The 25,078-nt window shown below is 56.6% G+C and carries 21 protein-coding genes and 1 riboswitch; of the genes, 15 read left to right on the top strand and 6 right to left on the bottom strand.

Features of this window, described 5'->3' with window-relative positions; all coding sequences use genetic code 11:
* Nucleotides 1-136: 136 nt before the first annotated feature.
* Nucleotides 137-1,105 (bottom strand): transcriptional regulator LeuO, encoded by a 969-nt coding sequence (gene leuO / locus KHQ26_RS09855; RefSeq protein WP_004192013.1) that lies wholly within the window; start codon nt 1,103-1,105, stop codon nt 137-139.
* A 613-nt stretch (nt 1,106-1,718) separates the two neighbouring features.
* Between leuO and leuL the strand changes: the two genes are divergently transcribed.
* The 9 genes from leuL (at nt 1,719) to aroD (ending at nt 11,897) form a co-directional block, all read left to right on the top strand.
* Nucleotides 1,719-1,805 carry a leu operon leader peptide gene (leuL, locus tag KHQ26_RS09850; RefSeq protein WP_004222662.1) on the top strand — a complete coding sequence of 29 codons (87 nt, stop codon included), beginning with the start codon at nt 1,719-1,721 and terminating at the stop codon, nt 1,803-1,805.
* A gap of 95 nt (nt 1,806-1,900) precedes the next feature.
* On the top strand, nt 1,901-3,472 hold the full coding sequence (leuA, locus tag KHQ26_RS09845) for a 2-isopropylmalate synthase (protein ID WP_004178594.1): 1,572 nt from the start codon (nt 1,901-1,903) through the stop codon (nt 3,470-3,472).
* Nucleotides 3,472-4,563 carry a 3-isopropylmalate dehydrogenase gene (gene leuB, locus KHQ26_RS09840; RefSeq protein WP_002888487.1) on the top strand — a complete coding sequence of 364 codons (1,092 nt, stop codon included), beginning with the start codon at nt 3,472-3,474 and terminating at the stop codon, nt 4,561-4,563. The genes leuA and leuB overlap by 1 nt, the downstream gene beginning before the upstream one ends.
* A 2-nt stretch (nt 4,564-4,565) precedes the next feature.
* Nucleotides 4,566-5,966 carry a 3-isopropylmalate dehydratase large subunit gene (gene leuC, locus KHQ26_RS09835; RefSeq protein WP_004177417.1) on the top strand — a complete coding sequence of 467 codons (1,401 nt, stop codon included), beginning with the start codon at nt 4,566-4,568 and terminating at the stop codon, nt 5,964-5,966.
* 10 nt (nt 5,967-5,976) lie between these two features.
* A complete protein-coding gene (leuD, locus tag KHQ26_RS09830; protein WP_002888481.1) occupies nt 5,977-6,582 on the top strand; it encodes a 3-isopropylmalate dehydratase small subunit in 606 nt (201 codons plus the stop codon).
* Between the two features lie 395 nt (nt 6,583-6,977).
* A complete protein-coding gene (locus tag KHQ26_RS09825; RefSeq protein WP_016529137.1) occupies nt 6,978-9,011 on the top strand; it encodes an FAD-dependent oxidoreductase in 2,034 nt (677 codons plus the stop codon).
* A gap of 11 nt (nt 9,012-9,022) precedes the next feature.
* Nucleotides 9,023-9,886 carry a shikimate dehydrogenase gene (locus tag KHQ26_RS09820; RefSeq protein ID WP_020805144.1) on the top strand — a complete coding sequence of 288 codons (864 nt, stop codon included), beginning with the start codon at nt 9,023-9,025 and terminating at the stop codon, nt 9,884-9,886.
* A 10-nt stretch (nt 9,887-9,896) separates the two neighbouring features.
* Nucleotides 9,897-11,111 carry an MFS transporter gene (locus tag KHQ26_RS09815; RefSeq protein ID WP_004222656.1) on the top strand — a complete coding sequence of 405 codons (1,215 nt, stop codon included), beginning with the start codon at nt 9,897-9,899 and terminating at the stop codon, nt 11,109-11,111.
* A 30-nt stretch (nt 11,112-11,141) separates the two neighbouring features.
* A complete protein-coding gene (gene aroD, locus KHQ26_RS09810; RefSeq protein WP_004177420.1) occupies nt 11,142-11,897 on the top strand; it encodes a type I 3-dehydroquinate dehydratase in 756 nt (251 codons plus the stop codon).
* 37 nt (nt 11,898-11,934) lie between these two features.
* Here the strand turns inward: aroD and KHQ26_RS09805 are convergent, their stop codons facing one another.
* Entirely contained in the window at nt 11,935-12,831 is an 897-nt protein-coding gene (locus KHQ26_RS09805; RefSeq protein WP_032411141.1) for a LysR family transcriptional regulator, read from the bottom strand.
* A gap of 231 nt (nt 12,832-13,062) precedes the next feature.
* On the opposite strand from KHQ26_RS09805, the gene KHQ26_RS09800 reads away from it, so the two are divergent.
* Nucleotides 13,063-14,373: an MFS transporter gene (locus KHQ26_RS09800; RefSeq protein WP_004151366.1), complete on the top strand. Its 1,311-nt coding sequence runs from the start codon at nt 13,063-13,065 to the stop codon at nt 14,371-14,373.
* Between the two features lie 33 nt (nt 14,374-14,406).
* Here KHQ26_RS09800 and KHQ26_RS09795 read toward each other — a convergent pair whose 3' ends face one another.
* Both KHQ26_RS09795 and sgrT read right to left on the bottom strand, forming a co-directional pair.
* A complete protein-coding gene (locus KHQ26_RS09795; RefSeq protein ID WP_004147046.1) occupies nt 14,407-15,591 on the bottom strand; it encodes a sugar efflux transporter in 1,185 nt (394 codons plus the stop codon).
* Nucleotides 15,592-15,858: 267 nt separating this feature from the next.
* A complete protein-coding gene (gene sgrT / locus KHQ26_RS09790; RefSeq protein ID WP_002888448.1) occupies nt 15,859-16,011 on the bottom strand; it encodes a glucose uptake inhibitor SgrT in 153 nt (50 codons plus the stop codon).
* An 87-nt stretch (nt 16,012-16,098) separates the two neighbouring features.
* Between sgrT and sgrR the strand changes: the two genes are divergently transcribed.
* The 4 genes from sgrR (at nt 16,099) to thiQ (ending at nt 21,298) form a co-directional block, all read left to right on the top strand.
* On the top strand, nt 16,099-17,754 hold the full coding sequence (gene sgrR / locus KHQ26_RS09785; RefSeq protein WP_002888446.1) for an HTH-type transcriptional regulator SgrR: 1,656 nt from the start codon (nt 16,099-16,101) through the stop codon (nt 17,752-17,754).
* 37 nt (nt 17,755-17,791) lie between these two features.
* A riboswitch (TPP riboswitch) is annotated at nt 17,792-18,011 on the top strand.
* 32 nt (nt 18,012-18,043) lie between these two features.
* Nucleotides 18,044-19,027 carry a thiamine ABC transporter substrate binding subunit gene (gene thiB / locus KHQ26_RS09780; protein WP_002888444.1) on the top strand — a complete coding sequence of 328 codons (984 nt, stop codon included), beginning with the start codon at nt 18,044-18,046 and terminating at the stop codon, nt 19,025-19,027.
* Nucleotides 19,003-20,613, top strand: a complete 1,611-nt coding sequence (thiP, locus tag KHQ26_RS09775) for a thiamine/thiamine pyrophosphate ABC transporter permease ThiP (RefSeq protein ID WP_002888430.1) — start codon at nt 19,003-19,005, stop codon at nt 20,611-20,613. Before thiB ends, thiP begins: the two co-directional genes overlap by 25 nt.
* Nucleotides 20,597-21,298 carry a thiamine ABC transporter ATP-binding protein ThiQ gene (thiQ, locus tag KHQ26_RS09770; protein WP_004145970.1) on the top strand — a complete coding sequence of 234 codons (702 nt, stop codon included), beginning with the start codon at nt 20,597-20,599 and terminating at the stop codon, nt 21,296-21,298. Before thiP ends, thiQ begins: the two co-directional genes overlap by 17 nt.
* Here the strand turns inward: thiQ and KHQ26_RS09765 are convergent.
* Both KHQ26_RS09765 and araC read right to left on the bottom strand, forming a co-directional pair.
* Entirely contained in the window at nt 21,285-22,052 is a 768-nt protein-coding gene (locus KHQ26_RS09765) for a DedA family protein (RefSeq protein ID WP_002888373.1), read from the bottom strand. The genes thiQ and KHQ26_RS09765 overlap by 14 nt on opposite strands.
* Nucleotides 22,053-22,180: 128 nt before the next feature.
* Nucleotides 22,181-23,026: an arabinose operon transcriptional regulator AraC gene (gene araC, locus KHQ26_RS09760; protein WP_004145972.1), complete on the bottom strand. Its 846-nt coding sequence runs from the start codon at nt 23,024-23,026 to the stop codon at nt 22,181-22,183.
* Between the two features lie 337 nt (nt 23,027-23,363).
* On the opposite strand from araC, the gene araB reads away from it, so the two are divergent.
* Nucleotides 23,364-25,073, top strand: a complete 1,710-nt coding sequence (gene araB / locus KHQ26_RS09755) for a ribulokinase (protein WP_029496938.1) — start codon at nt 23,364-23,366, stop codon at nt 25,071-25,073.
* Nucleotides 25,074-25,078: the final 5 nt, after the last annotated feature.

Genomic DNA, 25,078 nt, shown 5'->3' with positions numbered 1-25,078 from the left:
ATAACAGGAATAGATCCATTTTTCACGAACACAACGAACCCCTCGCGCAAGGTAAACAGAATAAAATTCTGCTTTATTTGATTTATGTCATATAAAAAAAGGAGCCGAAGCTCCTTTGCTATCTATCGTCGTTGGGTCAGCGCTTGCAAATGTCCACCAACAGCTCTTCCATCCACTGGTGGCCTTTATCACGACCAGCGGCTTCGTGCCAGGAGAGATAGCAGGTCCGACTGTTGACCTTCAACGGCAAAGGTAATATTTGCAGGGCAAGCTTGTCAGCAAATTCATCTGCCAGCCAGCGCGGGGCAATGGCCACCATCTGGGTTTGCGATACTACGTTTAATACGCTGACCATCGCATTACCCTGATAGGCGATACGCGCTTGTTTATCGGCCGTGTCATACCACGGCAAACTAAATGAGGCATACCGGTCGAGAGCAACGGCGGCATGCTCCTCGCGATAAATATCCGCCTCCATCATCGGCCCGGAAATACGCGGATGGTTGCGACTGGCGACCAGGACCATTTCGTCTTTAAATAACGGAACGCAGGCAAACTCAGGGCGACGGAACTCTTCATAACCGATTACGAATTCTGTTTCCTGATAACGTAGCTGATGTTCCGTATTTTGATTCAGCGCAGACTTAAAGACTAAATGAATATTGGGTGCTATCTCTGCAACTTTATTAAAAATAACCGACGTCAGGATGTTATCCAGCGGGCTGCAGACGCACAGATGGAACACGCGCTCACTGCTCAGCGGTTCAAAACCGGAGCCTGGCAATTCGTTTTGGACCAGCTGCAGCGCCTGGCGTACCGAGCCAAACAGCTGATAGGCGCGCGCCGTCGGCTGAATACCGCGGCCATAGCGCACAAAAAGCTCGTCATTAAACATCACTTTCAGTCGTGAAACCGCATTGCTCACCGCGGGTTGTGACATGCCGAGCGTATGGGCGGCACGAGTAATATTCTGCTCTTGCATAACCGCATCAAAAACGGTAAGCAGATTGAGATCAACCATCCGTAGTTGAGGTTTAACGACTTCCTGTCCGGGGGCTGATTTATATTCTGGAGTTTCAATTAACATATCTAATTCCGCCGTCACGATGAATTCCCTTCACTAAACCGCTATAATTAGCGCCGAAAATATCATTTACCATGCAAATGACATTTACAAAATAGCAAAAGAAATTTTTAGGAATATATCAAGGCTATGAGTGGCAGTGAAGAAACGGTCCTGATCAAAAAATTGAGCCGCTCAAACCATACTGATTACTTAATGATGATAAGTGTAACCATAATCCATAAAAATAAAAACAGCACCACGAGTTAACTGTAACTTAAGCAATAATAAAGTATTTTATTTTTCCCTCCATAAAATTAACAAATCCTTATCATTGAAAAATAATCCGCTAGCGTTCGAATACATTCACAGGAAAAATAAATTTAATATTTTCATCCAGATACCGTTTTTTGTCCCTTCATTGGCGACACCTGTTCGACGATGCCTTGAATGCAAAGCACTTTTTCAAATGAAACAAATGGGGATAAACCGCCTTCGGTCCAAAATAGGATCTTCTGCAAAATGGGGCTTCCATCAGCACATTTTGCTAATTCATTTAGTCAGCCCAAAACGCTTTTTCCATGCCAGGGGTTGACTTTAAAACGGCTATCCAGTAACTCTAAAAGCATAACGATTTCATCTGGAGTTTGACGCAATGATTCGCACCGCTCGTATCACCAGCCTACTACTACTAAACGCATGCCATTTGCGCGGTAGGCTGTTGGGCGACGTTCAGCGTTAAGTCATCTTCCAGCAAGACTATAAAACCCGCGCCTTGGCGCGGGTTTTTTTATGCTCGTCAACAAGGCGCCAGGACACAGACTAAGGATCCAAACCATGAGCCAGCAAGTCATTATTTTCGATACGACCTTACGTGATGGCGAACAAGCGTTACAGGCAAGCCTGAGTGTCAAAGAGAAGCTGCAGATCGCACTGGCCCTTGAGCGAATGGGGGTCGACGTAATGGAAGTCGGTTTCCCGGTATCCTCGCCGGGCGATTTTGAATCGGTGCAAACCATCGCGCGCACCATTAAAAACAGCCGCGTGTGCGCTCTGGCGCGCTGCGTTGAGAAAGATATCGACGTGGCGGCGGAATCGTTAAAAGTGGCCGAGGCTTTCCGTATTCATACCTTTATTGCCACCTCGCCGATGCATATCGCCACCAAACTGCGCAGTACGCTGGATGAGGTTATTGAGCGCGCGATCTATATGGTGAAGCGGGCACGCAACTACACTGACGACGTTGAGTTCTCCTGTGAAGACGCCGGCCGTACGCCGATTGCCGATCTGGCTCGCGTCGTGGAAGCGGCGATCAACGCCGGCGCCACCACCATTAATATCCCGGATACCGTCGGCTATACCATGCCGTTCGAATATGCCAACATCATCAGCGGCCTGTATGATCGCGTGCCGAATATCGACAAAGCAATTATTTCCGTCCACACCCATGATGATCTGGGCATCGCTGTCGGTAACGCCCTCGCCGCGGTCCACGCCGGTGCGCGCCAGGTAGAAGGTGCGATGAACGGTATCGGCGAACGCGCCGGCAACTGCGCGCTGGAAGAAGTGATCATGGCGATCAAAGTGCGCAAAGACATCATGAACGTGCACACCAACATTAATCATCATGAAATCTGGCGCACCAGCCAGACCGTCAGCCAGATCTGCAATATGCCGATCCCGGCGAACAAGGCCATCGTCGGCACCGGCGCCTTCGCCCACTCCTCCGGCATTCACCAGGACGGCGTGCTGAAGAACCGCGAAAACTACGAGATCATGACCCCGGAATCTATCGGCCTGAACCAGGTGCAACTGAACCTGACTTCCCGCTCCGGCCGCGCGGCGGTGAAACACCGGATGGAAGAGATGGGCTACCAGGAGAGCGATTACAACCTGGATCATCTGTACGACGCATTCCTGAAGCTGGCGGACAAAAAAGGCCAGGTCTTCGATTACGATCTGGAAGCGCTGGCCTTTATCAACAAGCAGCAGGAAGAGCCAGAGCATTTCCGCCTGGATTACTTCAACGTCCAATCCGGATCCAGCGATATCGCCACCGCCTCGATCAAACTGGTCTGCGGGGATGAGATCAAAACCGAAGCCGCCAACGGCAACGGTCCGGTCGATGCTATCTACCAGGCGATTAATCGCGTCACCGACTACAACATTGAATTAGTGAAGTATGGCTTAAGCGCGAAAGGCCACGGCAAAGACGCCCTGGGCCAGGTGGATATCGTCGTTGACTACAATGGCCGCCGCTTCCATGGCGTTGGTCTGGCAACGGATATCGTAGAGTCGTCAGCCAAAGCGATGGTTCACGTGCTGAACAACATCTGGCGCGCCGCCGAAGTCGAAAAAGAATTGCAACGCAAAGCTCAGAATAAAGAGAACAATAAGGAAACCGTGTAATGTCGAAGAATTACCATATTGCCGTTTTGCCGGGTGATGGCATTGGCCCGGAAGTGATGAACCAGGCGATGAAAGTACTGGAAGCCGTGCGCCAACGTTTTGCCATGCACATTACCACCAGCCAGTATGACGTTGGCGGGGCGGCCATCGACCGTCAGGGAACTCCCCTGCCGCAGGCGACCGTCGCCGGATGCGAGCAGGCGGATGCGATCCTGTTCGGCTCCGTCGGCGGTCCGAAATGGGAGCACCTGCCGCCGGCGGAACAACCAGAGCGTGGCGCGCTGCTGCCGCTGCGTAAACACTTTAAACTGTTCAGCAACCTGCGCCCGGCCAAACTGTATCAGGGGCTGGAAGAGTTCTGCCCGCTGCGCGCCGACATCGCTGCTAACGGCTTCGACATTCTCTGCGTACGCGAACTGACCGGCGGCATCTACTTCGGCCAGCCGAAAGGCCGCGAAGGCAGCGGTCAGCATGAGAAAGCCTTTGATACCGAGGTGTATCACCGCTTTGAGATCGAGCGTATCGCGCGCATCGCTTTTGAATCCGCCCGCAAGCGTCGTCACAAAGTGACTTCCATCGATAAGGCCAACGTTCTGCAGTCCTCCATCCTGTGGCGCGAAATCGTCAGCGAGATCGGCAAGGAGTATCCGGACGTTGAGCTGGCGCATATGTATATCGATAACGCCACCATGCAGCTGATTAAAGATCCGTCCCAGTTCGACGTGCTGCTGTGCTCCAACCTGTTTGGCGACATCCTCTCCGACGAGTGCGCGATGATCACCGGCTCGATGGGTATGCTGCCGTCCGCCAGCCTCAATGAACAAGGTTTTGGCCTGTACGAGCCGGCGGGCGGTTCCGCACCGGATATCGCCGGCAAAAATATCGCCAACCCGATCGCGCAGATCCTCTCCCTGGCTCTGCTGCTGCGCTACAGCCTCGACGCTGACGAAGCGGCGACCGCCATTGAAAACGCGATCAACCGCGCCTTAGAAGAAGGGGTTCGAACCGGCGACTTAGCGCGCGGCACGGCGGCGGTCAGCACTGATGAAATGGGCGATATTATTGCCCGCTATGTCGCAGAAGGGGTGTAATCATGGCGAAGACGTTATACGAAAAATTATTTGATGCGCACGTAGTGTATGAGGCGCAGAACGAAACCCCGCTGCTGTATATCGACCGCCATCTGGTGCACGAAGTCACCTCTCCGCAGGCGTTTGACGGTCTGCGCGCCCATGGCCGCCAGGTGCGCCAGCCGGGTAAAACCTTCGCTACCATGGATCATAACGTCTCGACGCAGACCAAAGACATTAACGCGTCCGGTGAGATGGCCCGCATTCAGATGCAGGAGCTGATTAAGAACTGTAAAGAGTTCGGCGTTGAACTGTACGACCTGAACCACCCGTATCAGGGCATCGTCCACGTCATGGGCCCGGAACAAGGGGTTACCCTGCCGGGGATGACGATCGTGTGCGGTGACTCCCATACCGCCACCCACGGCGCGTTCGGTGCGCTGGCGTTCGGTATCGGCACCTCCGAAGTGGAGCATGTGCTGGCGACCCAGACCCTGAAACAGGGCCGCGCGAAGACCATGAAAATCGAAGTCCAGGGCAAAGCGGCGCCGGGCATTACCGCCAAAGATATCGTGCTGGCCATCATTGGTAAAACCGGTAGCGCCGGCGGCACCGGCCATGTGGTTGAGTTCTGCGGCGAAGCGATCCGCGATCTGAGCATGGAAGGGCGTATGACCCTGTGCAACATGGCGATCGAGATGGGCGCCAAAGCGGGCCTGGTCGCGCCGGACGAAACCACCTTCAATTACGTACGCGGCCGTCTGCATGCGCCGAAAGGCAAAGATTTTGACGATGCCGTAGCGTACTGGAAAACCCTGAAAACCGACGACGGCGCGACGTTTGATACCGTGGTGACGCTGCAGGCGGCGGAAATTGCCCCGCAGGTGACCTGGGGCACCAACCCGGGCCAGGTGATCTCGGTGACGGATAACATCCCCGATCCAGCGTCGTTCAGCGATCCGGTGGAACGCGCCAGCGCCGAAAAAGCGCTGGCCTATATGGGGCTGAAATCCGGGATCCCGCTGACGGAAGTCGCTATCGATAAAGTGTTTATCGGCTCCTGCACCAACTCGCGCATCGAAGATTTACGCGCCGCGGCGGAAATCGCTAAAGGGCGTAAAGTGGCGCCGGGCGTCCAGGCGCTGGTGGTGCCGGGTTCTGGTCCGGTGAAAGCGCAGGCGGAAGCGGAAGGTCTGGATAAGATCTTTATCGAAGCCGGCTTTGAGTGGCGCTTACCTGGTTGCTCTATGTGTCTGGCAATGAATAATGACCGCCTGAATCCGGGCGAACGCTGTGCCTCAACCAGCAACCGTAACTTTGAAGGCCGTCAGGGCCGCGGCGGACGCACGCACCTGGTGAGCCCGGCAATGGCCGCGGCGGCAGCCGTTACCGGCCATTTCGCCGATATCCGTAATCTGAAGTAAGGAGACCATCATGGCAGAGAAATTTACCCAACATACCGGCCTGGTGGTTCCGCTGGATGCTGCAAACGTCGATACCGACGCGATCATCCCTAAGCAATTTTTGCAGAAGGTCACCCGCACCGGCTTTGGCGCGCACCTGTTTAACGACTGGCGCTTTCTCGACGATAAAGGTCAACAGCCGAACCCGGAGTTCGTGCTGAATTTTCCTGAGTACCAGGGGGCATCGATACTGCTGGCGCGGGAAAACTTCGGCTGCGGCTCCTCGCGCGAGCACGCGCCGTGGGCGCTGACCGATTACGGCTTTAAGGTCGTTATCGCCCCGAGCTTTGCCGATATCTTTTACGGCAACAGCTTCAATAACCAGCTGCTGCCGGTGACCCTGAGCGACGAGCAGGTCGACGAGCTGTTCAAGCTGGTGCAGGCCAACCCGGGCATTACGTTTGAAGTGGATCTGGAAGCGCAAGTGGTTAAAGCCGGGGATAAAACCTACAGCTTTAAGATCGACGATTTCCGCCGCCACTGCATGCTCAACGGCCTGGATAGCATCGGCCTGACGCTGCAGCATGAAGCGGCGATCTCCGACTATGAACGCAAGCTGCCGGCGTTTATGAATTAACCTTTGGGCCCGGTCATTTGATCGGGCTTTTTATTTTGTTGCGGAGAAAATTGCGATCTCACGCACAAAAACCAATTTTAATTTGCTGATTGTCAGACCTTACCGCCACCCTGCCCTACCGCCTAAAGAAGAATTATTCCGCTTTCCTCCCCTTCTCCAGCACTGTTTATGTATTTTCCCTGCACTGCAAGTAAAAATAAGGCACGAGTATTTAATATAAAAATATAAGAATGTGAAGAAAGCGTTAATCTCATAGAGAACCCCTATGGCTATGCACAAAAAAAAACATTATTTTTCGATTTTTCCCCTCGTTATCTTTTGCCACAGAGAAATATTAACTAAGGACACGCCTGGGCCCCGCATATCGGCCTCCCGGCCTCCTGTGGAGAGAAGAGATGAGCCACTATCCGCACCTTTTCAGTCCGTTGACCATCAACGGTATGACGTTAAAAAACCGCATTATTATGCCCCCTATGGGCACCAATATGGCCACGCTCAATGGCGAGGTGTCGCAGGAACAGCTGGAATACTACGAACTGCGGGCCAAAGGCGGCACCGGGCTTATCACCATCGAAAATATTTGTATTGATTTCCCCTTCGCCTCCAACGGCACCACCCAACTGCGCATCGATAACGATCAATATATTCCACGGCTGTTTAAATTAACCGAGACCCTGCATAAACATGGTGCCTGCGTATCCATTCAGTTAAATCATGCCGGCGCTTCCGCTTATGCCTACCGACTGGAAGGCCAGACGCCGCTCTCCTCTTCTACAACGCCGTCGAAGAAGCACGGTAATATTCCGCGTCCGATGACCCATGAGGAAATTTATCATGCGGTAGAGAAATTTGGTGACGCCGCGGAGCGCGTTCGGCGCGCAGGTTTTGACTGCGTCGAAATTCATGCCGGTCACTCCTATTTAATTAGCCAGTTTTTATCGCCGCTGTTTAATAAGCGCACTGATGAATTTGGCGGCAGCGTCGAAAATCGCACTCGGATACTGAGTCTGATTGTCGATAAGGTTCGCGCCTGCGTGGGGCCGCGTTTTCCGGTCAGCCTGCGCATCAGCGCCGACGACTTCCTCAAGGGCGGCAATACCCTCGAAGATTCCCTGCGTATTCTTGAGCTCTGCCAGGAGAAGGTCGATATCATCAACGTCTCTGCGGCGCAGAACGACAACCTGAATCTGCAAATCGATCAGATGTCGCTGGAGGATGGCTGGAAGCGCTATCTCTCCCGCGCGGTGCGCGATAAATTCCATAAACCCACGGTCATCGCCGGCAATATTCGCACTCCACAGGTAGCCGAAGATATCCTCGCCAGCGGCGATGCCGATCTTATCGCCATTGGCCGCGGTCTGATTGCCGAGCCGGAGTGGGTGCAGAAAGTGCAAGGCGGAAAAGAGCGTCTGATGCGCAAATGTATCTCCTGCAACATCGGCTGCGCCGACCATCGCATCGCCCGCTCGCGCCCGCTGCGCTGTTCGATTAACCCGGATATTATTCACGGTGACGCCTATAAAATGCGGCGCGTGAATCGCGACACTAACGTGGTGGTCATCGGCGCCGGCACCGCCGGGATGGAAGCCGCCTGCACCGCGGCGGAAGTTGGTTGCCATACCTGGCTGCTGGAAGCGAAAAACCACGTCGGCGGCCTCGCCAACGAAATCTCCCGCCTGCCGGAGAAAAAACGCATCGCTGATTTCCCGCAGTTTATGAAAAATCGTATCGCCTCGCTGGACAACCTGATGCTGCAGATCGGCAAGCGGGCCGACGTGGCTTCAGTTTCCGCCCTGCGTCCGCATCTGATTGTCAACGCCACCGGCTCAACGCCGCTGCTGCCGCCCATTGAAGGCTTGCGGGAAAACATTGACGTCGAGAACGGCAAGATCTTTTCCATTACCGGCATGATCGACAATCTGGCGAAATTTACCGATATCAAGGGCAAACGCATCGCCGTAGTCGGCGCCGGCGCCGTTGGCCTTGACGTTATCGAATACTTTACCGCTCGCGGCGCACAGGCGGTGCTAATCGAGATGCAGGACGCCGCCGGTCGCGATCTCGACATCATTACCAAAAATGCCATGTTGACCATGCTCGACGAGCACCAGGTCGAACAGCACATGAATACCCAACTGATGGCGGTCGCTGCCGACCATTTCCAGGTGAAAAATACACAGCAAACCTTCGATATTCCCTTCGACTACGGCTTTGTCTGTCTGGGGATGCGCGCCAACCGGACGGGTCTCGACGAGATCGAGCGCTGGGCCAATGCCAATAACGTCAAAATCATGAACATCGGCGACAGCGTGATGGCGCGACGCATTATCGATGGCGTCCGCGAAGGCCGCAACGTACTGGATGCACTGGAAGACATGGGTGCGCTGGGCAGCCGCGAAGCACAACGAATTCCCTTTCTAACTTATTGAGGATTTTTGTCATGGCAGAACGTATTACTGGACACACTGAGCTGATTGGCCTGATCGCCACCCCGATTCGTCACAGCATGTCGCCCACCATGCACAACGAGGCTTTCGCCCATCTCGGGCTGGACTACGTCTATCTCGCTTTTGAAGTCGGTAACCAGGAGCTAAAAGACGTGGTGCAGGGCTTCCGGGCGATGAAGCTGCGCGGCTTTAACGTCTCTATGCCGAACAAAACCGAGATTTGCCAGTATCTCGATAAACTGTCGCCGGCGGCACAGCTGGTCGGGGCGGTCAATACCGTGGTCAACGACGACGGCGTACTGACCGGACATATCACCGATGGCACCGGCTACATGCGCGCCCTTAGCGAAGCCGGTATCGATATCATCAGCAAGAAGATGACCGTACTCGGCGCCGGCGGCGCGGCAACGGCGCTCTGCGTCCAGGCAGCACTGGATGGCGTGAAGGCGATCTCCATCTTTAACCGTCGCGATAAATTCTTCGCTAACGCAGAAGAAACCGTGGCCAAGATCCGCCACAACACCGACTGCGAGATCCATCTGTTCGATCTCGACGATCATGACAAACTGCGCGCCGAAATTGACAGCAGCGTGATCCTGACCAATGCCACCGGGGTCGGCATGAAGCCGTTCGAAGGCCAGATGCTGCTACCTGACGACAGCTTCCTGCGTCCGGACCTGATCGTCTCCGACGTCGTCTACAACCCGCGCAAAACCCACCTGCTGGAAGTGGCCGAGAAAAAAGGCTGCCGCACGCTGAACGGCCTGGGGATGATGCTGTGGCAAGGCGCGCGCGCGTTCGAAATCTGGACGGGCAAACAGATGCCGGTTGATTACATCAAGAGCATTCTGTTCTAAGAGGCGAATGATGAAAAATAAATACATCCCTACTGCGGCAGGGCTGTATCTCAACTACCTGATCCACGGTATGGGGGTGCTGTTAATCACCCTCAACATGGCCCATCTTCAGGAACAGTGGGGAACAGACAAAGCCGGCGTATCGATCGTTATATCTTCGTTAGGTATTGGTAAGTTAGCGACCATCGTGACCGGATTTCTCTCGGATCGCTTCGGTCGCAAGCCCTTTATCTATCTTGGGATCCTGAGTTACCTGATCTTTTTCGTCGGCATCCTGCTGACCAAAAATATCTATCTGGCTTACGTGTTCGGCATTATGGCGGGCCTGGCGAACAGCTTCCTCGACTCCGGTACCTATCCGGCGCTGATGGAATCTTTCCCGCACTCTGCCAGCCGGGCCAACGTGCTGATCAAAGCCTTCGTCTCTGCAGGGCAGTTCCTGTTGCCGTTCATTATCAGCTTCCTGATATGGGCAAATCTGTGGTTCGGCTGGTCGTTCGTGATTGCGGCAGCGCTCTTTGTACTGAGCGGGATTTATCTGCTTAAAATGCCGTTCCCTGACAGCCAGGCGGCGAAAAAAGAGGAAGCCCCTACGGCACAGGCGGAAACAGCCGTCCAGCCACAGGCTAATAAGCTGGATATGGTGATCTTCACCCTGTACGGTTATATCGGCATGGCGACCTTCTATCTGGTCAGCCAATGGCTGGCGCAGTACGGCCAGTTCGTCGTCGGCCTGCCCTATGCCTCGGCGATTAAACTGCTTAGCATCTATACCGTCGGCTCGCTGGTCTGCGTCTTTGTAACTGCCGCCTTCGTCAAAGAGGTGTTTAGCTCGGCCATTGCGATGATTATTTATACTGGCCTGTCGATGATTTCGCTGCTGTTGGTGTGCCTGTTCCCGACGCCGATGATGGTGACCGGCTTTGCTTTTGTCATCGGCTTTGCCGCCGCTGGCGGAGTGCTGCAGCTGGGTGCGACAATCATGGCGATGAGCTTCCCGAACGGAAAAGGCAAAGCAACCGGCATCTTCTACACTGCCGGCAGTATCGCCAGCTTCACGATCCCGTTGATCACCGCAAAGCTTTCGCAGATCAGTATTGCCAGCATTATGTGGTTTGATTTTCTGATCGCCGTTATCGGCTTTGTGATCGCCCTGTACATCGGCTATCGTCAACTGCAGGCTCGGGCGGCGCAAAAAGTATCACGCACCGCAGTCACCGCCTGAAGTACAACGCGAAAAATAATGGATACCTACATGACAAATGCAGTAACCGTAAAGAACATCACCTTTCAGGAAGGGGAAACCCTCATTTGTGTACCGCTGATCGGTAAAACCCTGGATGAGATACTGGGTAACGCCCACGGCCTGGTCGATGCCGGCGCTGATATTATCGAATGGCGCGTTGACCACTTTGCCCAGGTCAGAGAGATGGCCCAGGTGATGGCCGCGCTGGCGGAAATCCGTGGCGCGCTGAAAGCGCTTCCGCTGCTGTTTACCTTCCGCAGTAAGAAAGAAGGTGGCGAAACCGAGCTCAGCGACGAAGCCTATTTTGCGCTCAACCGCGAGGCCGCACGCAGTGGACTGGTTGATGTTATCGATATCGAACTGTTCAATGATGAAGCGCAGATCCGCGCGCTGGTTGACGATGCGCATGCCGCGGGCGTCAAGGTGATCATGAGTAATCATGATTTCCATAAGACCCCCGCTCAGGAAGATATTATCTATCGCCTGCGCCGCATGCAGGATCTGGGGGCCGATCTGCCGAAGATCGCGGTGATGCCGCAGTCGCCGCAGGACGTACTCACCTTGCTCGCCGCCACGCTGACCATGAAAGAGAAGTATGCGACGCGTCCGCTGATCACCATGTCGATGGGCAAATCCGGTGGCGTTAGCCGGGTCACCGGGCGCTTGTTCGGTTCGGCGATGACCTTCGGTACCGTTGGTCAGGCCTCCGCGCCGGGGCAGATCGCCATCGCTAAGCTGCGTGAAGTGATGGATATTCTCTCCTGATATCCGGATGGCCCGGAGGTCACATCCGGGCCATCCGTTAACAGATCTTCTGGCTGTCGTGGATAACCACATTTTTAAATGACTCCAGCGCCGGAGAGAGCCCCTTGTCTTTCATGGTCGCCAGATAGATATAGCGGGGGGGGATGGTGTTTTTAATCTTCAGGATATGGACATTGTAATAGGAGAGCGCGGTGATGCGCGGCATAATCGCGATCCCGTAGTCAATACTCACCAGCCCGGCCATCGCCGTATCCTCATCCACATAGCAGGCGATCTCCGGCACCAGCTTTTGCTGCATAAATACATTATCGATAAACGGACGTAAGCCGCTATTTTCTGAAAAATAGATATACGGATAATGAATCGTCTCCACCAGATCGACTTCATGTTCATATAGCCGGGCCAGCGGATGATCCTTTGCCGTGACCACCACCAGTTCCTGCTGGATCACCGGAATAAAATCGATATCGGGTTCATCGGCAATATAAGAGCAGATCGCCAGATCGACTTTTCCGGCCTTCAGCTCCTGCAACAGCGTCAGCGATGTCCCTTGAGTAAAAGAAAAAGTCACATTGTGACATTCAGGTGAAAGAGAATATTTATTAATTAACTGTGGAACAACATACTCCCCCATCGTGTAAATAAAGGCGATGCGAATATTCTCTTTATTCTCAGCGCCATTTTTTTGCAATATCATGCGTCCGTTCTCCAGCGAGGCCAGCGCATCTTCAACATACGGCAAAAAACGCTTGCCGTTTTGGGTAATTTTTACGTTCCGCCCCTGTCTGGCGAATAGCGCGACCCCTAACTCCTTCTCCAGCTCCGATATCGCGTGGCTTAGCGAGGGCTGGGTGATGCACAGACTGGAGGCGGCTTCGGTGTAATGCTCAGTTTCAGACAGACGTTTAAAATAACAAAGTTGCTTTAGGTTCATTATTTTTACCCGTATAATATAAGAATAAATGCACTGACGCTAATATACCATGCAAGCCACCAATAATGCGCATGAACGGGTAAATATCGGCGTTACATCAAATATTATTTGGCGAAGGGCATGAATGTGCCACAAGGCATTGCCATTCATAGATACTACCTATAGCTCCTTGAGATATTTTTGCATATTAGAATATATGCAAAAATATTTTAAACTTTAAAGGAACTCGCTATGAGTATGTCAAACTCTCAGGAAGTCCTCACTTCCACATCGGGGGCGAAAAAAAGAAGCCGCGTACGGATAGTTATTCTGCTGCTACTCTCCGTCGGAACGATGATAAATTATCTCGACCGTACCATCCTGGGTATTGTAGCGCCACAGTTAAGCAAAGAAATCCATATCGATCCGGCGATGATGGGCATCATCTTCTCCGCCTTCGCCTGGACTTATGCGCTGGCGCAGATCCCCGGCGGGATGTTTTTAGACCGCTTTGGCAACAAAGTGACCTATGCCCTGTCAATTTTCTTCTGGTCGCTGTTTACCCTGCTGCAAAGTTTCACCCTCGGCCTAAAATCCCTGCTGCTTCTGCGCCTGGGACTCGGCGTCAGCGAAGCGCCCTGCTTTCCGGCCAACAGCCGCATCGTCAGCACCTGGTTCCCTCAGCATGAGCGCGCGCGGGCAACGGCAACGTATACAGTTGGTGAATATATAGGGCTGGCCGCTTTCTCGCCGCTGTTATTTTTAATTCTCGAACATCATGGCTGGAGAACGCTTTTTTTCCTCACCGGCGGATTAGGTATTTTATTTACTTTAGTGTGGTGGCGTTTTTATCATGAACCGCATGAATCGCGCACGGCTAATCAAGCGGAGCTGGAGTATATCGGCGCAAGCAGCATTAACAATAAAATCCAGAACGTTCCATTTAACTGGCGTGACGCCAGACGCCTGCTGGGCTGTCGCCAGATCCTCGGCGCCAGCCTGGGTCAGTTCGCCGGCAACACCACACTGGTCTTTTTCCTGACGTGGTTTCCCAGCTACCTCGCCAACGAGCGCCATCTTCCATGGCTGCACGTCGGCTTCTTCGCCACCTGGCCCTTCCTTGCCGCCGCGATTGGCATCCTCTTCGGCGGCTGGATCTCCGACCGGTTGTTGAAGCGAACCGGCTCCGTCAACATCAGTCGAAAGTTACCAATAATTTCCGGTTTATTGCTGTCCAGCTGTATTATCGCGGCGAATTGGGTAAGCGCCAATAGCACCGTAATTATTATCATGTCGGTGGCTTTTTTTGGCCAGGGGATGGTCGGTCTGGGCTGGACCTTAATTTCGGATATTGCCCCGGAAAATATGGCAGGCCTCACCGGCGGCATATTTAATTTCTGTGCCAATATGGCCTCGATTATCGCACCACTGATAATTGGTGTGATTATTTCCGCCACGGGTAATTTCTTTTACGCGCTGATCTACGTCGGCCTGACGGCGCTGATTGGGGTGATTGCCTACATTTTTATCATCGGCGACATTAAGCGTATCGAACTCAAGTAGGCCTGGTCGCCCCGGCGATGCCGGGGCGAGTAGTCAGATATCCTTCACCTTGCTGGTCAAAAACAGCGTCACCAGCGAAATGGCCGCGATCGTCCAGTAGACGCTGGCGTGACCATAGCTCTGGGACAGCGCCCCCTGCATCACGCCGGCAAGGATCACGCCGGTGGAAATACTGTTGGTGAACAGGGTGGTCGCCGCTCCCGCCCGTCCCGGCATTAAATCCTGGAACCACAGCATGCCTATCCCGGCGATAATGCCGATAAAGATGGCATTGAACAGCTGCAGAGCCAGCAGCGCCGTGCGACCATGAAACAGGATCAGTCCGGCATAAAACAGCACGCCGGCGGCCACCGCCGCCACCATCATTTTACGTTTGCCAAAGCGCTTTACGTAGTAGCCGGCGAGGATCATCGCCGGTATCTCCAGCCCGGCGGCAGTGCCCATCAGGATCCCGGCCAGGCTGTCGGGAAGCCCGAGATCGCTGCTGATCCACAGCGGCATATCAATGATGTACATGGTGTTGCAGGTCCACATCAGGGTGGAGGCGATAAACAGCATACGCACGTTCTTGTCCTGCCAGCCGCCGGCCTGCGCTAGCGCCGCCGCCTCCTCCGAGGGCTGTTCCACACGCGGAACCGAAGGCAGTTTGATGGCAATCAGAGCGAGGCTAATGACAAAAATGCCCGCCGCAATGGAGAACATGGTGGTGAAGCCATAGTTGAGCGCCAGCATAAAGGCCAGCGGCGGGCCAATCACCCAAGCCAGCGACAGCTGGGCGCGCATGACCGAGCTGAACATCACCACTTCCCGCGCCGAGCTGTCGGCGTACTCCCGCGCCAGCGCGAAGAGCTGCGGCATGGCGGCGTTGGCAATGGATGCCAGCATCACGCCGCAGGTGATCAGCGTCAGATAGTGGCGGTTGAAGGCAAACAGCAGCGCATTACCCACCGCCATCAGACAGCAGAACATAATCAACCGCCGCCGGTCGCCGCGGCTATCGGAGCGCTTGGCCAGCCACAGGCTAACCAGGATCCCGGCGATGGCGTTTACGGTATAGAACAGGCCCACCCAGAACGGTTGCGCCCCCACTTCGCGGCTAAGAAACAAACTCAACGTCGGCGCCTGCAACGCGCCCGCCACGCCCATCATAAAAGCAACCAGCATAAAGGCGGCATAGACGCCGTTAAGCCGTCGTCCCATCGTCATCAACCACAGCATGGAATGTCCTTAACACACGCGAAGAAAACGAAAAAAGCCAGCAGAGGCATTCTGCTGGCGGGTGATTCTATACTCTATGGATTTCATGCTGCAGGACAAAACGGTTAACCATTTTGCGCCGCGCTCGCGCTGGCCCTGAAAAGGTGAGTCCCGTAGAGGCGAATCACGCAGCCAGAACATACGGCCCAGGAAACATCGACAGCGCACCTGCAGTTTGAAAAACGACGAGTATAACACCAATACTCAGTCACACATGATGTCTGCAAGTCAATGATCAGAGGTCGTTGACGTCACTCCCCACTGCATCAGTTCCCCCAGAATTTCCTGCTGTCGTCCTGCCATCAGGCGGGCCAGCCAGGACGCTTCCTGCGTCGCAGAAAAGTAGCGTTGGTAGAACGATTTTGCGGTAGACCTCATCATATTCACCTCCTCGCTTCATCGGGATTCATTATTGGCTTAATATAGGAAGTAATAAATTGCTGAGTTTTGCGCAGGAGTTCCCCTTTTATGTCTTCCGGCCGTCTGCAACAACAGTTCATTCGCCTATGGCAGTGCTGCGACGGCAAGTCGCAGGAGACCACCCTTAACGAGCTGGCGGAAATGCTGAGCTGCTCGCGCCGCCATATGCGCACCCTGCTCAATATGATGGAGTCCCGCGGCTGGCTGACCTGGGAAGCGGAGGCAGGCCGCGGCAAGCGTTCGCGGCTAACCTTTCTCTATACCGGCCTCGCCCTGCAGCAGCAACGTGCCGAAGATCTCCTTGAGCAGGATCGCATCGATCAGCTGGTGCAGTTGGTCGGCGATAAGGCTGCCGTCCGCCAGATGCTGGTCTCGCATCTCGGCCGCAGCTTCCGCCAGGGGCGGCACATCCTGCGCGTGCTCTACTACCGACCAATGAAGAATTTGCTGCCCGGTAGCGCGCTGCGGCGTTCGGAAACGCATATTGCCCGGCAGATTTTCAGCGCCCTGACGCGGGTAAATGAGGAAAATGGGGAACTGGAAGCCGATATTGCCCACCACTGGCAGCAGTTGTCGCCCACCCACTGGCGCTTTTTCCTCCGCCCGGGCATCCATTTTCACCATGGCCGTGAGCTGGAGATGGCCGATGTGATCGCCTCTCTGCAGCGCAGCAATGCCCTGCCGCTCTATTCACATATCGAACGCATCGAATCGCCCACCGCCTGGACCCTGGATATTCATCTGCGCCAGCCCGACCGCTGGCTGCCCTGGCTGCTGGGGCAGGTGCCGGCGATGGTGCTGCCGCAGGAGTGGCAGACCATGAACCACTTTTCCTCCATGCCGGTCGGCACCGGCCCCTATGCCGTGGTGCGTAACAACCAGAATCAGCTCAAGATCCATGCCTTTGAGGACTATTTTGGCTACCGGGCGCTGATCGATGAGGTGAACGTCTGGGTGCTGCCGGAGATTAGCGAAGAGCCCAACGGCGGCCTGACGCTGCAGGGCAATACCGAAAGCGAAAAAGCGGTGGAGAGTCGCCTGGAAGAGGGCTGCTATTACCTGCTGTTCGACTCGCGAAGCCCGCTGGGGGCCAACGACGCGGTGCGCCGCTGGCTAAGCTATCTGTTTCAGCCCGCCAACCTGCTCTACCATGCGGGCGAACACTACCAGGGCAACTGGTTTCCCGCCTACGGCCTGCTGCCGCGCTGGCATCACGCCAGCAACCACGCCTGCGAGAAGCCGGCGGGGCTGGAGACAGTCACCCTTACCTACTACCGCGATCACGTCGAACATCGGGTGATCGGCGGGATCATGCGCGACCTGCTGACGGCGCATCAGGTAAAGCTGGAGATCCAGGAGCTGGAGTACGATGCCTGGCATCGCGGCGAGGTGGTCAGCGATATCTGGCTCAACAGCGTGAACTTCACCTTACCGATCGAATTTTCGCTCTTCGCCTATCTGTACGAAGTCCCGCTGATTCAGCGCTGCATCCCCATTGACTGGCAGGCAGACGCCTGCCGCTGGCGAGCAGGAGAGTTTAATCCGGCCACCTGGAGCCAGCGGCTGCTGGCCGGGCAACATATCGTGCCGCTGATCCACCACTGGCTGATGATTCAGGGTCAGCGCAGTATGCGCGGCGTGAGGATGAATACCCTCGGCTGGTTCGATTTTAAATCCGCATGGTTTGCGCCGCCGGAGCCGTAAGCGCTTTCCGTCATCTGACAAAATCATTACACTAAGGCCGTTCTCAACGGGGTGCTAATAAACATACGCAATATCATTCAAGTTGCATCAAGGCAGCAAGCGGGTGAATCCCCTGGAGCATAGATAACTATGTGACTGGGGTGAACGCGCGAAGCTAACGCAGATGCGGCTTGAAGGATGAAGCGCATGGGCTGAGAAAATACCCGTCGAACCTGATCCGGATAACGCCGGCGAAGGGATTTGAGGCTCACTCAAAATCCTTTGCCACCCCTTTTTTCTGAGGTGCAAAGTGTTGAAAAAATTACTCCCGCTGCTGGCGCTGGTCGCCATGCCCGCTTTGGCTAAGCCTGTTCTTACCGTCTATACCTATGACTCCTTCTCTGCCGACTGGGGCCCCGGCCCGGCGGTCAAAAAAGCCTTTGAAGCGGAGTGCGGCTGCGAGCTGAAGTTCGTCGCGCTGGAAGATGGCGTTTCGCTACTGAATCGCCTGCGCATGGAAGGCAAAAACAGCAAGGCCGACGTTGTGCTTGGCCTTGATAACAACCTGCTGGAAGCCGCGGCGCAGAGTAAACTGTTTGCCAAAAGCAACGTACCCGCCAGCGCGGTCAGCGTGCCGGGCGGCTGGGATAATGACACCTTTGTTCCCTACGACTACGGCTATTTCGCCTTCGTCTATGACAAAAACAAACTGGCTAATCCACCGAAGAGCCTGAAAGAGCTGGTCGAGGGCCCGCAAAAATGGCGGGTCATCTATGAAGATCCGCGTACCAGCACCCCGGGACTGGGCCTGCTGCTGTGGATGCAAAAGGTCTATGGCGATCAAGCGCCCGAGGCCTGGCAGAAGCTGGCCGCGAAAACCGTTACCGTCACCAAAGGCTGGAGCGAAGCCTATGGCCTGTTCCTGAAAGGGGAAAGCGACCTGGTGTTGAGCTATACCACCTCGCCGGCCTACCACATGATTGAAGAGAAGAAAGACAACTATGCGGCGGCGAGCTTCGCCGAGGGCCACTATCTGCAGGTCGAAGTTGCCGCGCGTACCGCCGCCAGCAAGCAGCCGGAACTGGCGGAAAAATTCCTCAAATTTATGGTATCTCCTGGCTTCCAGAACGCCATCCCTACCGGCAACTGGATGTATCCGGTGACCCAGGTCACCCTGCCGGCCGGGTTTGATACCCTGGTGAAGCCGCAGACCACCCTGTCCTTTACCCCGCAGCAGGTCGCCAGCGAGCGTCAAACCTGGATTAGCGCATGGCAACGCGCCGTCAGCCGCTAAACCTTCGCGGGCTGATGCCGGGCCTGTTCGCCGCTACGCTGCTGTGCGCTGTCGCGCTGGCGGCGTTTCTGGCGCTGTGGTTTAGCGCCCCCGGCGCGGGCTGGCAATCGGTCTTCAGCGATAGCTACCTGTGGCATGTGGTCCGCTTCTCCTTCTGGCAGGCGTCGCTGTCAGCGCTGATCTCGGTGGGACCAGCCATCTTTCTCGCCCGCGCGCTTTACCGGCGTCGCTTCCCGGGCCGTACGTTGCTGCTGCGCCTGTGCGCGATGACCCTGATCCTGCCGGTGCTGGTGGCGGTGTTCGGTATCCTCAGCGTCTATGGCCGCCAGGGCTGGCTGGCCTCACTATTTAACGCGCTCGGCTGGCAATGGGAGTTCTCGCCCTACGGTCTGCAGGGCATCCTGCTGGCGCACGTCTTTTTCAATATGCCGATGGCGACCCGCCTGCTGCTGCAGGCGCTGGAGAACATTCCCGGCGAGCAGCGGCAAATTGCCGCCCAGCTTGGCATGCGCGGCTATGCCTTCTTCCGCCTCGTCGAATGGCCGTGGCTGCGCCGGCACATTCCCGCCGTCGCCGCGCTGATTTTTATGCTCTGCTTCGCCAGCTTCGCCACCGTGCTCTCGCTGGGCGGCGGCCCGAAAGCCACCACGATCGAGCTGGCTATCTACCAGGCGCTGAGCTTTGACTACGATCCGGCGCGAGCGGCAATGCTGGCGCTGATCCAGATGCTCTGCTGCCTTGGGCTGGTGCTGCTTAGCCAGCGTCTGAGTAAAGCCGTCGCCATCGGCGTCAGCCATGTGCGCGGCTGGCGCGACCCTGACGATCGCCTGCATAGCCGCCTGAGCGACGGGTTGCTGATCGGCGCCGCCCTGCTGCTGCTGCTCCCGCCGCTGCTGGCGGTCATCGTCGACGGGATCAACCGTAATATGCTGGACGTGCTGGCGCAGCCAGCGCTCTGGCAGGCATTGAGCACCTCTCTACGCATCGCCATCGCCGCCGGGCTATTGAGCGTGACCCTGACGATGATGCTGTTATGGAGCAGCCGGGAGCTGCGCGCTCGCCAGCGGCCGTTGGCCGGGCAGGCAATGGAGCTGAGCGGCATGCTGATCCTTGCGATGCCGGGAATTGTGCTGGCGACCGGCTTCTTCCTGCTGCTCAATAACACTATCGGCCTGCCGGAGTCCGCCGACGGCATCGTCATCTTCACTAATGCCCTGATGGCGATCCCCTATGCGCTGAAAGTACTGGAAAACCCGATGCGCGACATTGCCGCCCGCTACAGCATGCTGTGCCAGTCGCTGGGTATTGAAGGCTTTGCCCGGCTGCGGGTGGTCGAGCTTCGCGCTCTCCGGCGCCCGCTGGCCCAGGCGCTCGCCTTCGCCTGCGTACTGTCGATTGGCGATTTCGGCGTGGTGGCGCTGTTCGGCAACGAGGCGTTCCGCACCCTGCCTTTCTATCTGTACCAGCAGATAGGCGCCTACCGCAGCCAGGACGGGGCCGTCACCGCCCTGCTCCTGCTGCTGCTCTGTTTCTTGTTGTTTACGCTGATTGAAAAACTTCCGGGGCGTGATGCTAAAACTCAATGATGTGACCTGGCTATACCAGCATCTGCCGATGCGCTTCACCCTCGACGTCGCGCGCGGGGAGCGCATCGCGGTGCTCGGTCCCAGCGGCGCCGGAAAGAGCACCCTGCTGAATCTGATCGCCGGGTTTCTGCCACCCGCCAGCGGCAGCCTGCTGATTAACGGCGAGGCGCATAACGCGACGCCGCCGGCGCAGCGTCCGGTCTCGATGTTGTTTCAGGAGAATAACCTGTTTAACCATCTGACCATTCGACAAAATATCAGCCTCGGGATCCACCCAGGCCTTAAACTGAGCCGCGAGCAGCAGGCGCAGGTCACGGCGATAGCTGGACAGATGGGAATTGATGCGCTGCTGGAACGTCTGCCCGGCGAGCTCTCCGGCGGTCAGCGGCAGCGCGCGGCGCTGGCCCGCTGTCTGGTGCGCCAGCAGCCGGTGCTGCTGCTGGATGAACCCTTCTCGGCGCTCGATCCGGCACTGCGCCAGGAGATGCTGTCCCTGGTCGCCGATGTCTGCGAGCAGCAGCAGCTCACCCTGCTGATGGTCTCCCACAGCGTAGAGGACGCCGCGCGCATCGCGCCGCGCTCGATGGTGGTCGCCGAAGGGCGCATTGTCTGGGATGGCGCCACCGCCGAGCTGTTAAGCGGCCACAGCAGCGCCTCGCATTTGATGGGGATCAGCGCGCGATGACTTTGTGCAGGATCGCCAGATAGACCGGCATCAGCGGATGGCGGAAGACAAATGTTAACGCTGTAGCCGCCAGCGCGACCATCAGCGGCGACAGCCACAGCAGTCGGCCGCGCGGCAGCCAGCGGGTCAGCCGATCGCCTGAGGTTTTCGCGCTCCGCCACAGCCGCCAGCACAGCCATCCCGCCAGCCAGGCCAGCAGCGCCGCCCCCAATAGCAGCCATTTAAAGCTGGCGCTGTTTTCATCAGCCGGAATATCAATCGCCGCCCCGGCGAGAATGCCCGGAAGGAAATAGAGCGGCGGCCAGAGCAGGCAGCCGATAATATTCGGTAGCACGAACTTGGCCACCGGCAGGTCGAGCATCCCGGCGACCATTGGCACCAGCGGACGCGTCGGTCCGACAAAGCGGCCAATCAGAATGGTGATCATGCTGTGCTGATGCAGCGCATGCTCGGTTTTCTCCAGCAGGGCGCGGTTTTTCTTCATAAACGACCAGCGGTGCAACGGCTTCTTAAAGCGCCAGCCGAGCCAGAATGAGATCCAGTCGCCCAGCAGGCAGCCGACAATCCCCGCCAGCCACGCCTGCCAGAAGTTAACTTCGCCGCCGCCGATGAGCGCCCCAAGGCCAGCCATCATCACCGTGCCGGGTAAGATAAGCCCCACCAGCGCCAGCGACTCGAGAAAGGCCACCAGCATCACGGCTAACAATGAGTAGACCGTGGATTGGGTAATAAAGTGTTCGAGCAATGCTTGCATAATGTACCCGGTTAAAAAACGAAGCCCGGATTCTCCGAAGCCATCGCGCCGTCGTCAAGCCATCAATTGTCTTAATAGTTTACTGGCTGTGACATTTAAGCGGGTCATCATTTCACTTTCTTTACTTTTTATTCACAACCCGCGCGGAATTCGCTCGGGCTGGCCCCGGTGCATTTTTTAAACACGCGGGAAAAATAGAGCTGATCTTCGAAGCCGACGTTGCGCCCAACGGTGGCGATCGGCATCCGCGTGGTGCTGAGCAACAGTTTGGCCTGGCTGATGCGCTGATCCTCCCGCCAGCCGAGGACGCTGACCCCCAGCTGCTGGCGGAACAGGTGCGACAGACGCGAGGGCGACAGGCAGACGTGCTGGGCGACGCTGGCGATATCAAAATGGCTGTCCGCCAGATGGTCGCTGATGTACTGGCAGGCGTCGCGCACCCGGTTGTCCAGCGGAGGATGCAGCGATTCGTTGATCGCCTCCATCCGCCGCAGCAGCAGCTGTTCCAGCAGGTTTATCGCCAACAGTTCGGAATAGCGCCCCGCCCCCTGCCCGGCATCAACGATCTGGCCGAACAGCTCGCCAAAGCGCGCCTGCCACTGTTCATCCGGACGGAAAAAGCCGGTCTGGGCAAAAATCGTTGGCCAGTTGAGCCACTCGTGCCAGTAGGCGCGCGGGCGGAAGTAGACCCACTGGTGATACCACTCGCTGGCGTCGGGATGGCGGCCATAGTGATGAATTTCCCCGGGCGGGAACAGCAGCATATCGCCCGGCCGGCAGACAAACTGTTCGCCGTGGTTGTTGATCACCCCCTCGCCGCGAATCGTCAGATTGAGAATATAGCCTTTCATACCCAGCGGGCGGTCGATAAAGAAATCCAGGTATCCCTGCGCCTCAATCGGCGTCAGGCCGGTAACCAGATGAGCGTTAAAAGAGTAGCCCGGCAGCAGCGGATCGTTTTGCGTTTCGGCCATACGCGTGGTTCTCCCCGAAGGTATCAGTGGCACCAATTGTCCATATTCATCATTTTATCGCTCTCGGCCCTGTCGCGACTGCGACGGCGGTGGGAATTTGGCGAAAAACCCGCACAGCAAGCGAAAAAAGCGCCAGTAGCGTGCATTCCACCGTGATATGCCGGGTAACAAAAGTGTCTATAAATACGGCAGAAAAGTCCACATCGAATATTTGCACGGCGTCACACTTTGCAAGGTAACAGCAAAATAATCCATAAGATTAGCGAATCCGGCCTGACGGATTTTGCCGGGGATATCTACTGTTGCTGCATGAATGATTTCTGCATGGAGTAACAAGATGGCAATTGCGATTGGCCTCGACTTTGGTAGTGACTCAGTCCGCGCTCTGGCGGTGGAATGCGCGTCCGGCGCAGAGCTGGCGACCAGCGTGGAGTGGTATCCGCGCTGGCGGGAAGGACAGTATTGCGATGGCGCTAACAACCGCTTCCGCCATCACCCGCGAGATTACATCGAGTCCATGGAAGCGGCGCTGAAAAGCGTGCTCGCTTCGCTGAGCGCCGAACAGCGCGCCGACGTCGTGGGCATTGGCGTCGACAGCACCGGCTCAACTCCGGCTCCCGTCGATGCCGAGGGCAACGTGCTGGCGCTGCGCGAAGAATTCGCTGACAACCCTAACGCCATGTTTGTCCTGTGGAAGGATCACACCGCGGTCGAGGAAGCCGAGGCGATCACCCGCCTGTGCCACCAGCCGGGCAAAGAGGATTACTCGCGCTATATCGGCGGGATCTACTCCAGCGAATGGTTCTGGGCCAAAATCCTCCACGTCACTCGCGAAGATAGCGCTGTCGCCCATGCAGCCGCCTCGTGGGTAGAGCTTTGCGACTGGGTGCCCGCCCTGCTCTCCGGTACTACGCGTCCGCAGGATCTGCGCCGCGGCCGCTGCAGCGCCGGACATAAATCGCTGTGGCATGAGAGCTGGGGCGGTCTGCCGCCGGCCAGCTTCTTCGATGAGCTTGATCCCATCATCAACCAGCATCTGGCCTGGCCGCTGTTCACCGATACCTGGACGGCCGATGTGCCGGTCGGCACGCTGAGCGCAGAGTGGGCCCAGCGCCTGGGTCTGTCGCAGAGTGTGGCCATCTCCGGCGGCGCCTTCGACTGCCACATGGGCGCCGTTGGCGCCGGCGCGCAGCCTAACGCGCTGGTGAAAGTCATCGGCACCTCCACCTGCGACATTCTGATCGCCGATAAAGAGAGCGTCGGCGAGCGCACGGTCAAAGGCATCTGCGGCCAGGTCGACGGCAGCGTGGTTCCACACTTTATCGGCATGGAGGCAGGCCAGTCCGCCTTCGGCGATATTTACGCCTGGTTTGGCCGCATTCTCGGCTGGCCGCTGGAGCAGCTGGCTCAGCAGCAGCCGGCGTTGCGCGAGCAAATCAAAGCCAGTCAAAAACAGTTACTGCCGGCGCTCACCGAAGCCTGGGCCAACAATCCATCGCTGGAGCATCTGCCGGTGGTGCTCGACTGGTTCAACGGCCGCCGCACGCCGAATGCCAACCAGCGCCTGAAAGGGGTGATCACCGACCTTAACCTGGCCACCGACGCGCCGGCGCTGTTCGGCGGTCTGATCGCCGCCACCGCCTTCGGCGCTCGCGCCATTATGGAGTGCTTCACCGAGCAGGGGATCCCGGTTAACAACGTCATGGCGCTTGGCGGTATCGCGCGGAAAAACCAGGTCATCATGCAGGCCTGCTGCGACGTGCTGAACCGTCCGCTGCAGATTGTCGCCTCCGATCAGTGCTGCGCGCTGGGGGCGGCTATCTTCGCCGCCGTCGCCGCCGGCATCTATGAGGATATTCCAGCCGCCCAACAGCGGATGGCAAGCCAGGTGGAAACTACCCTGCAGCCGCGTCCGGCGCAGGCACAGCGTTTCGAACAACTCTATCAGCGCTACCAGCAGTGGTCGGTCAGCGCGGAACAACACTATCTCCCTTCGGCTGCAAAGGCGGAAAAAGCCCCGCAATCTCAGGCAGCGCTCACCCATTAAGGATA

Source organism: Klebsiella sp. 10 (assembly GCF_018223925.1).
Lineage (GTDB): Bacteria > Pseudomonadota > Gammaproteobacteria > Enterobacterales > Enterobacteriaceae > Klebsiella > Klebsiella pneumoniae.
Note: the sequence above shows the minus strand (reverse complement) of the source record. Positions and strands in the feature narration are given on the sequence as shown.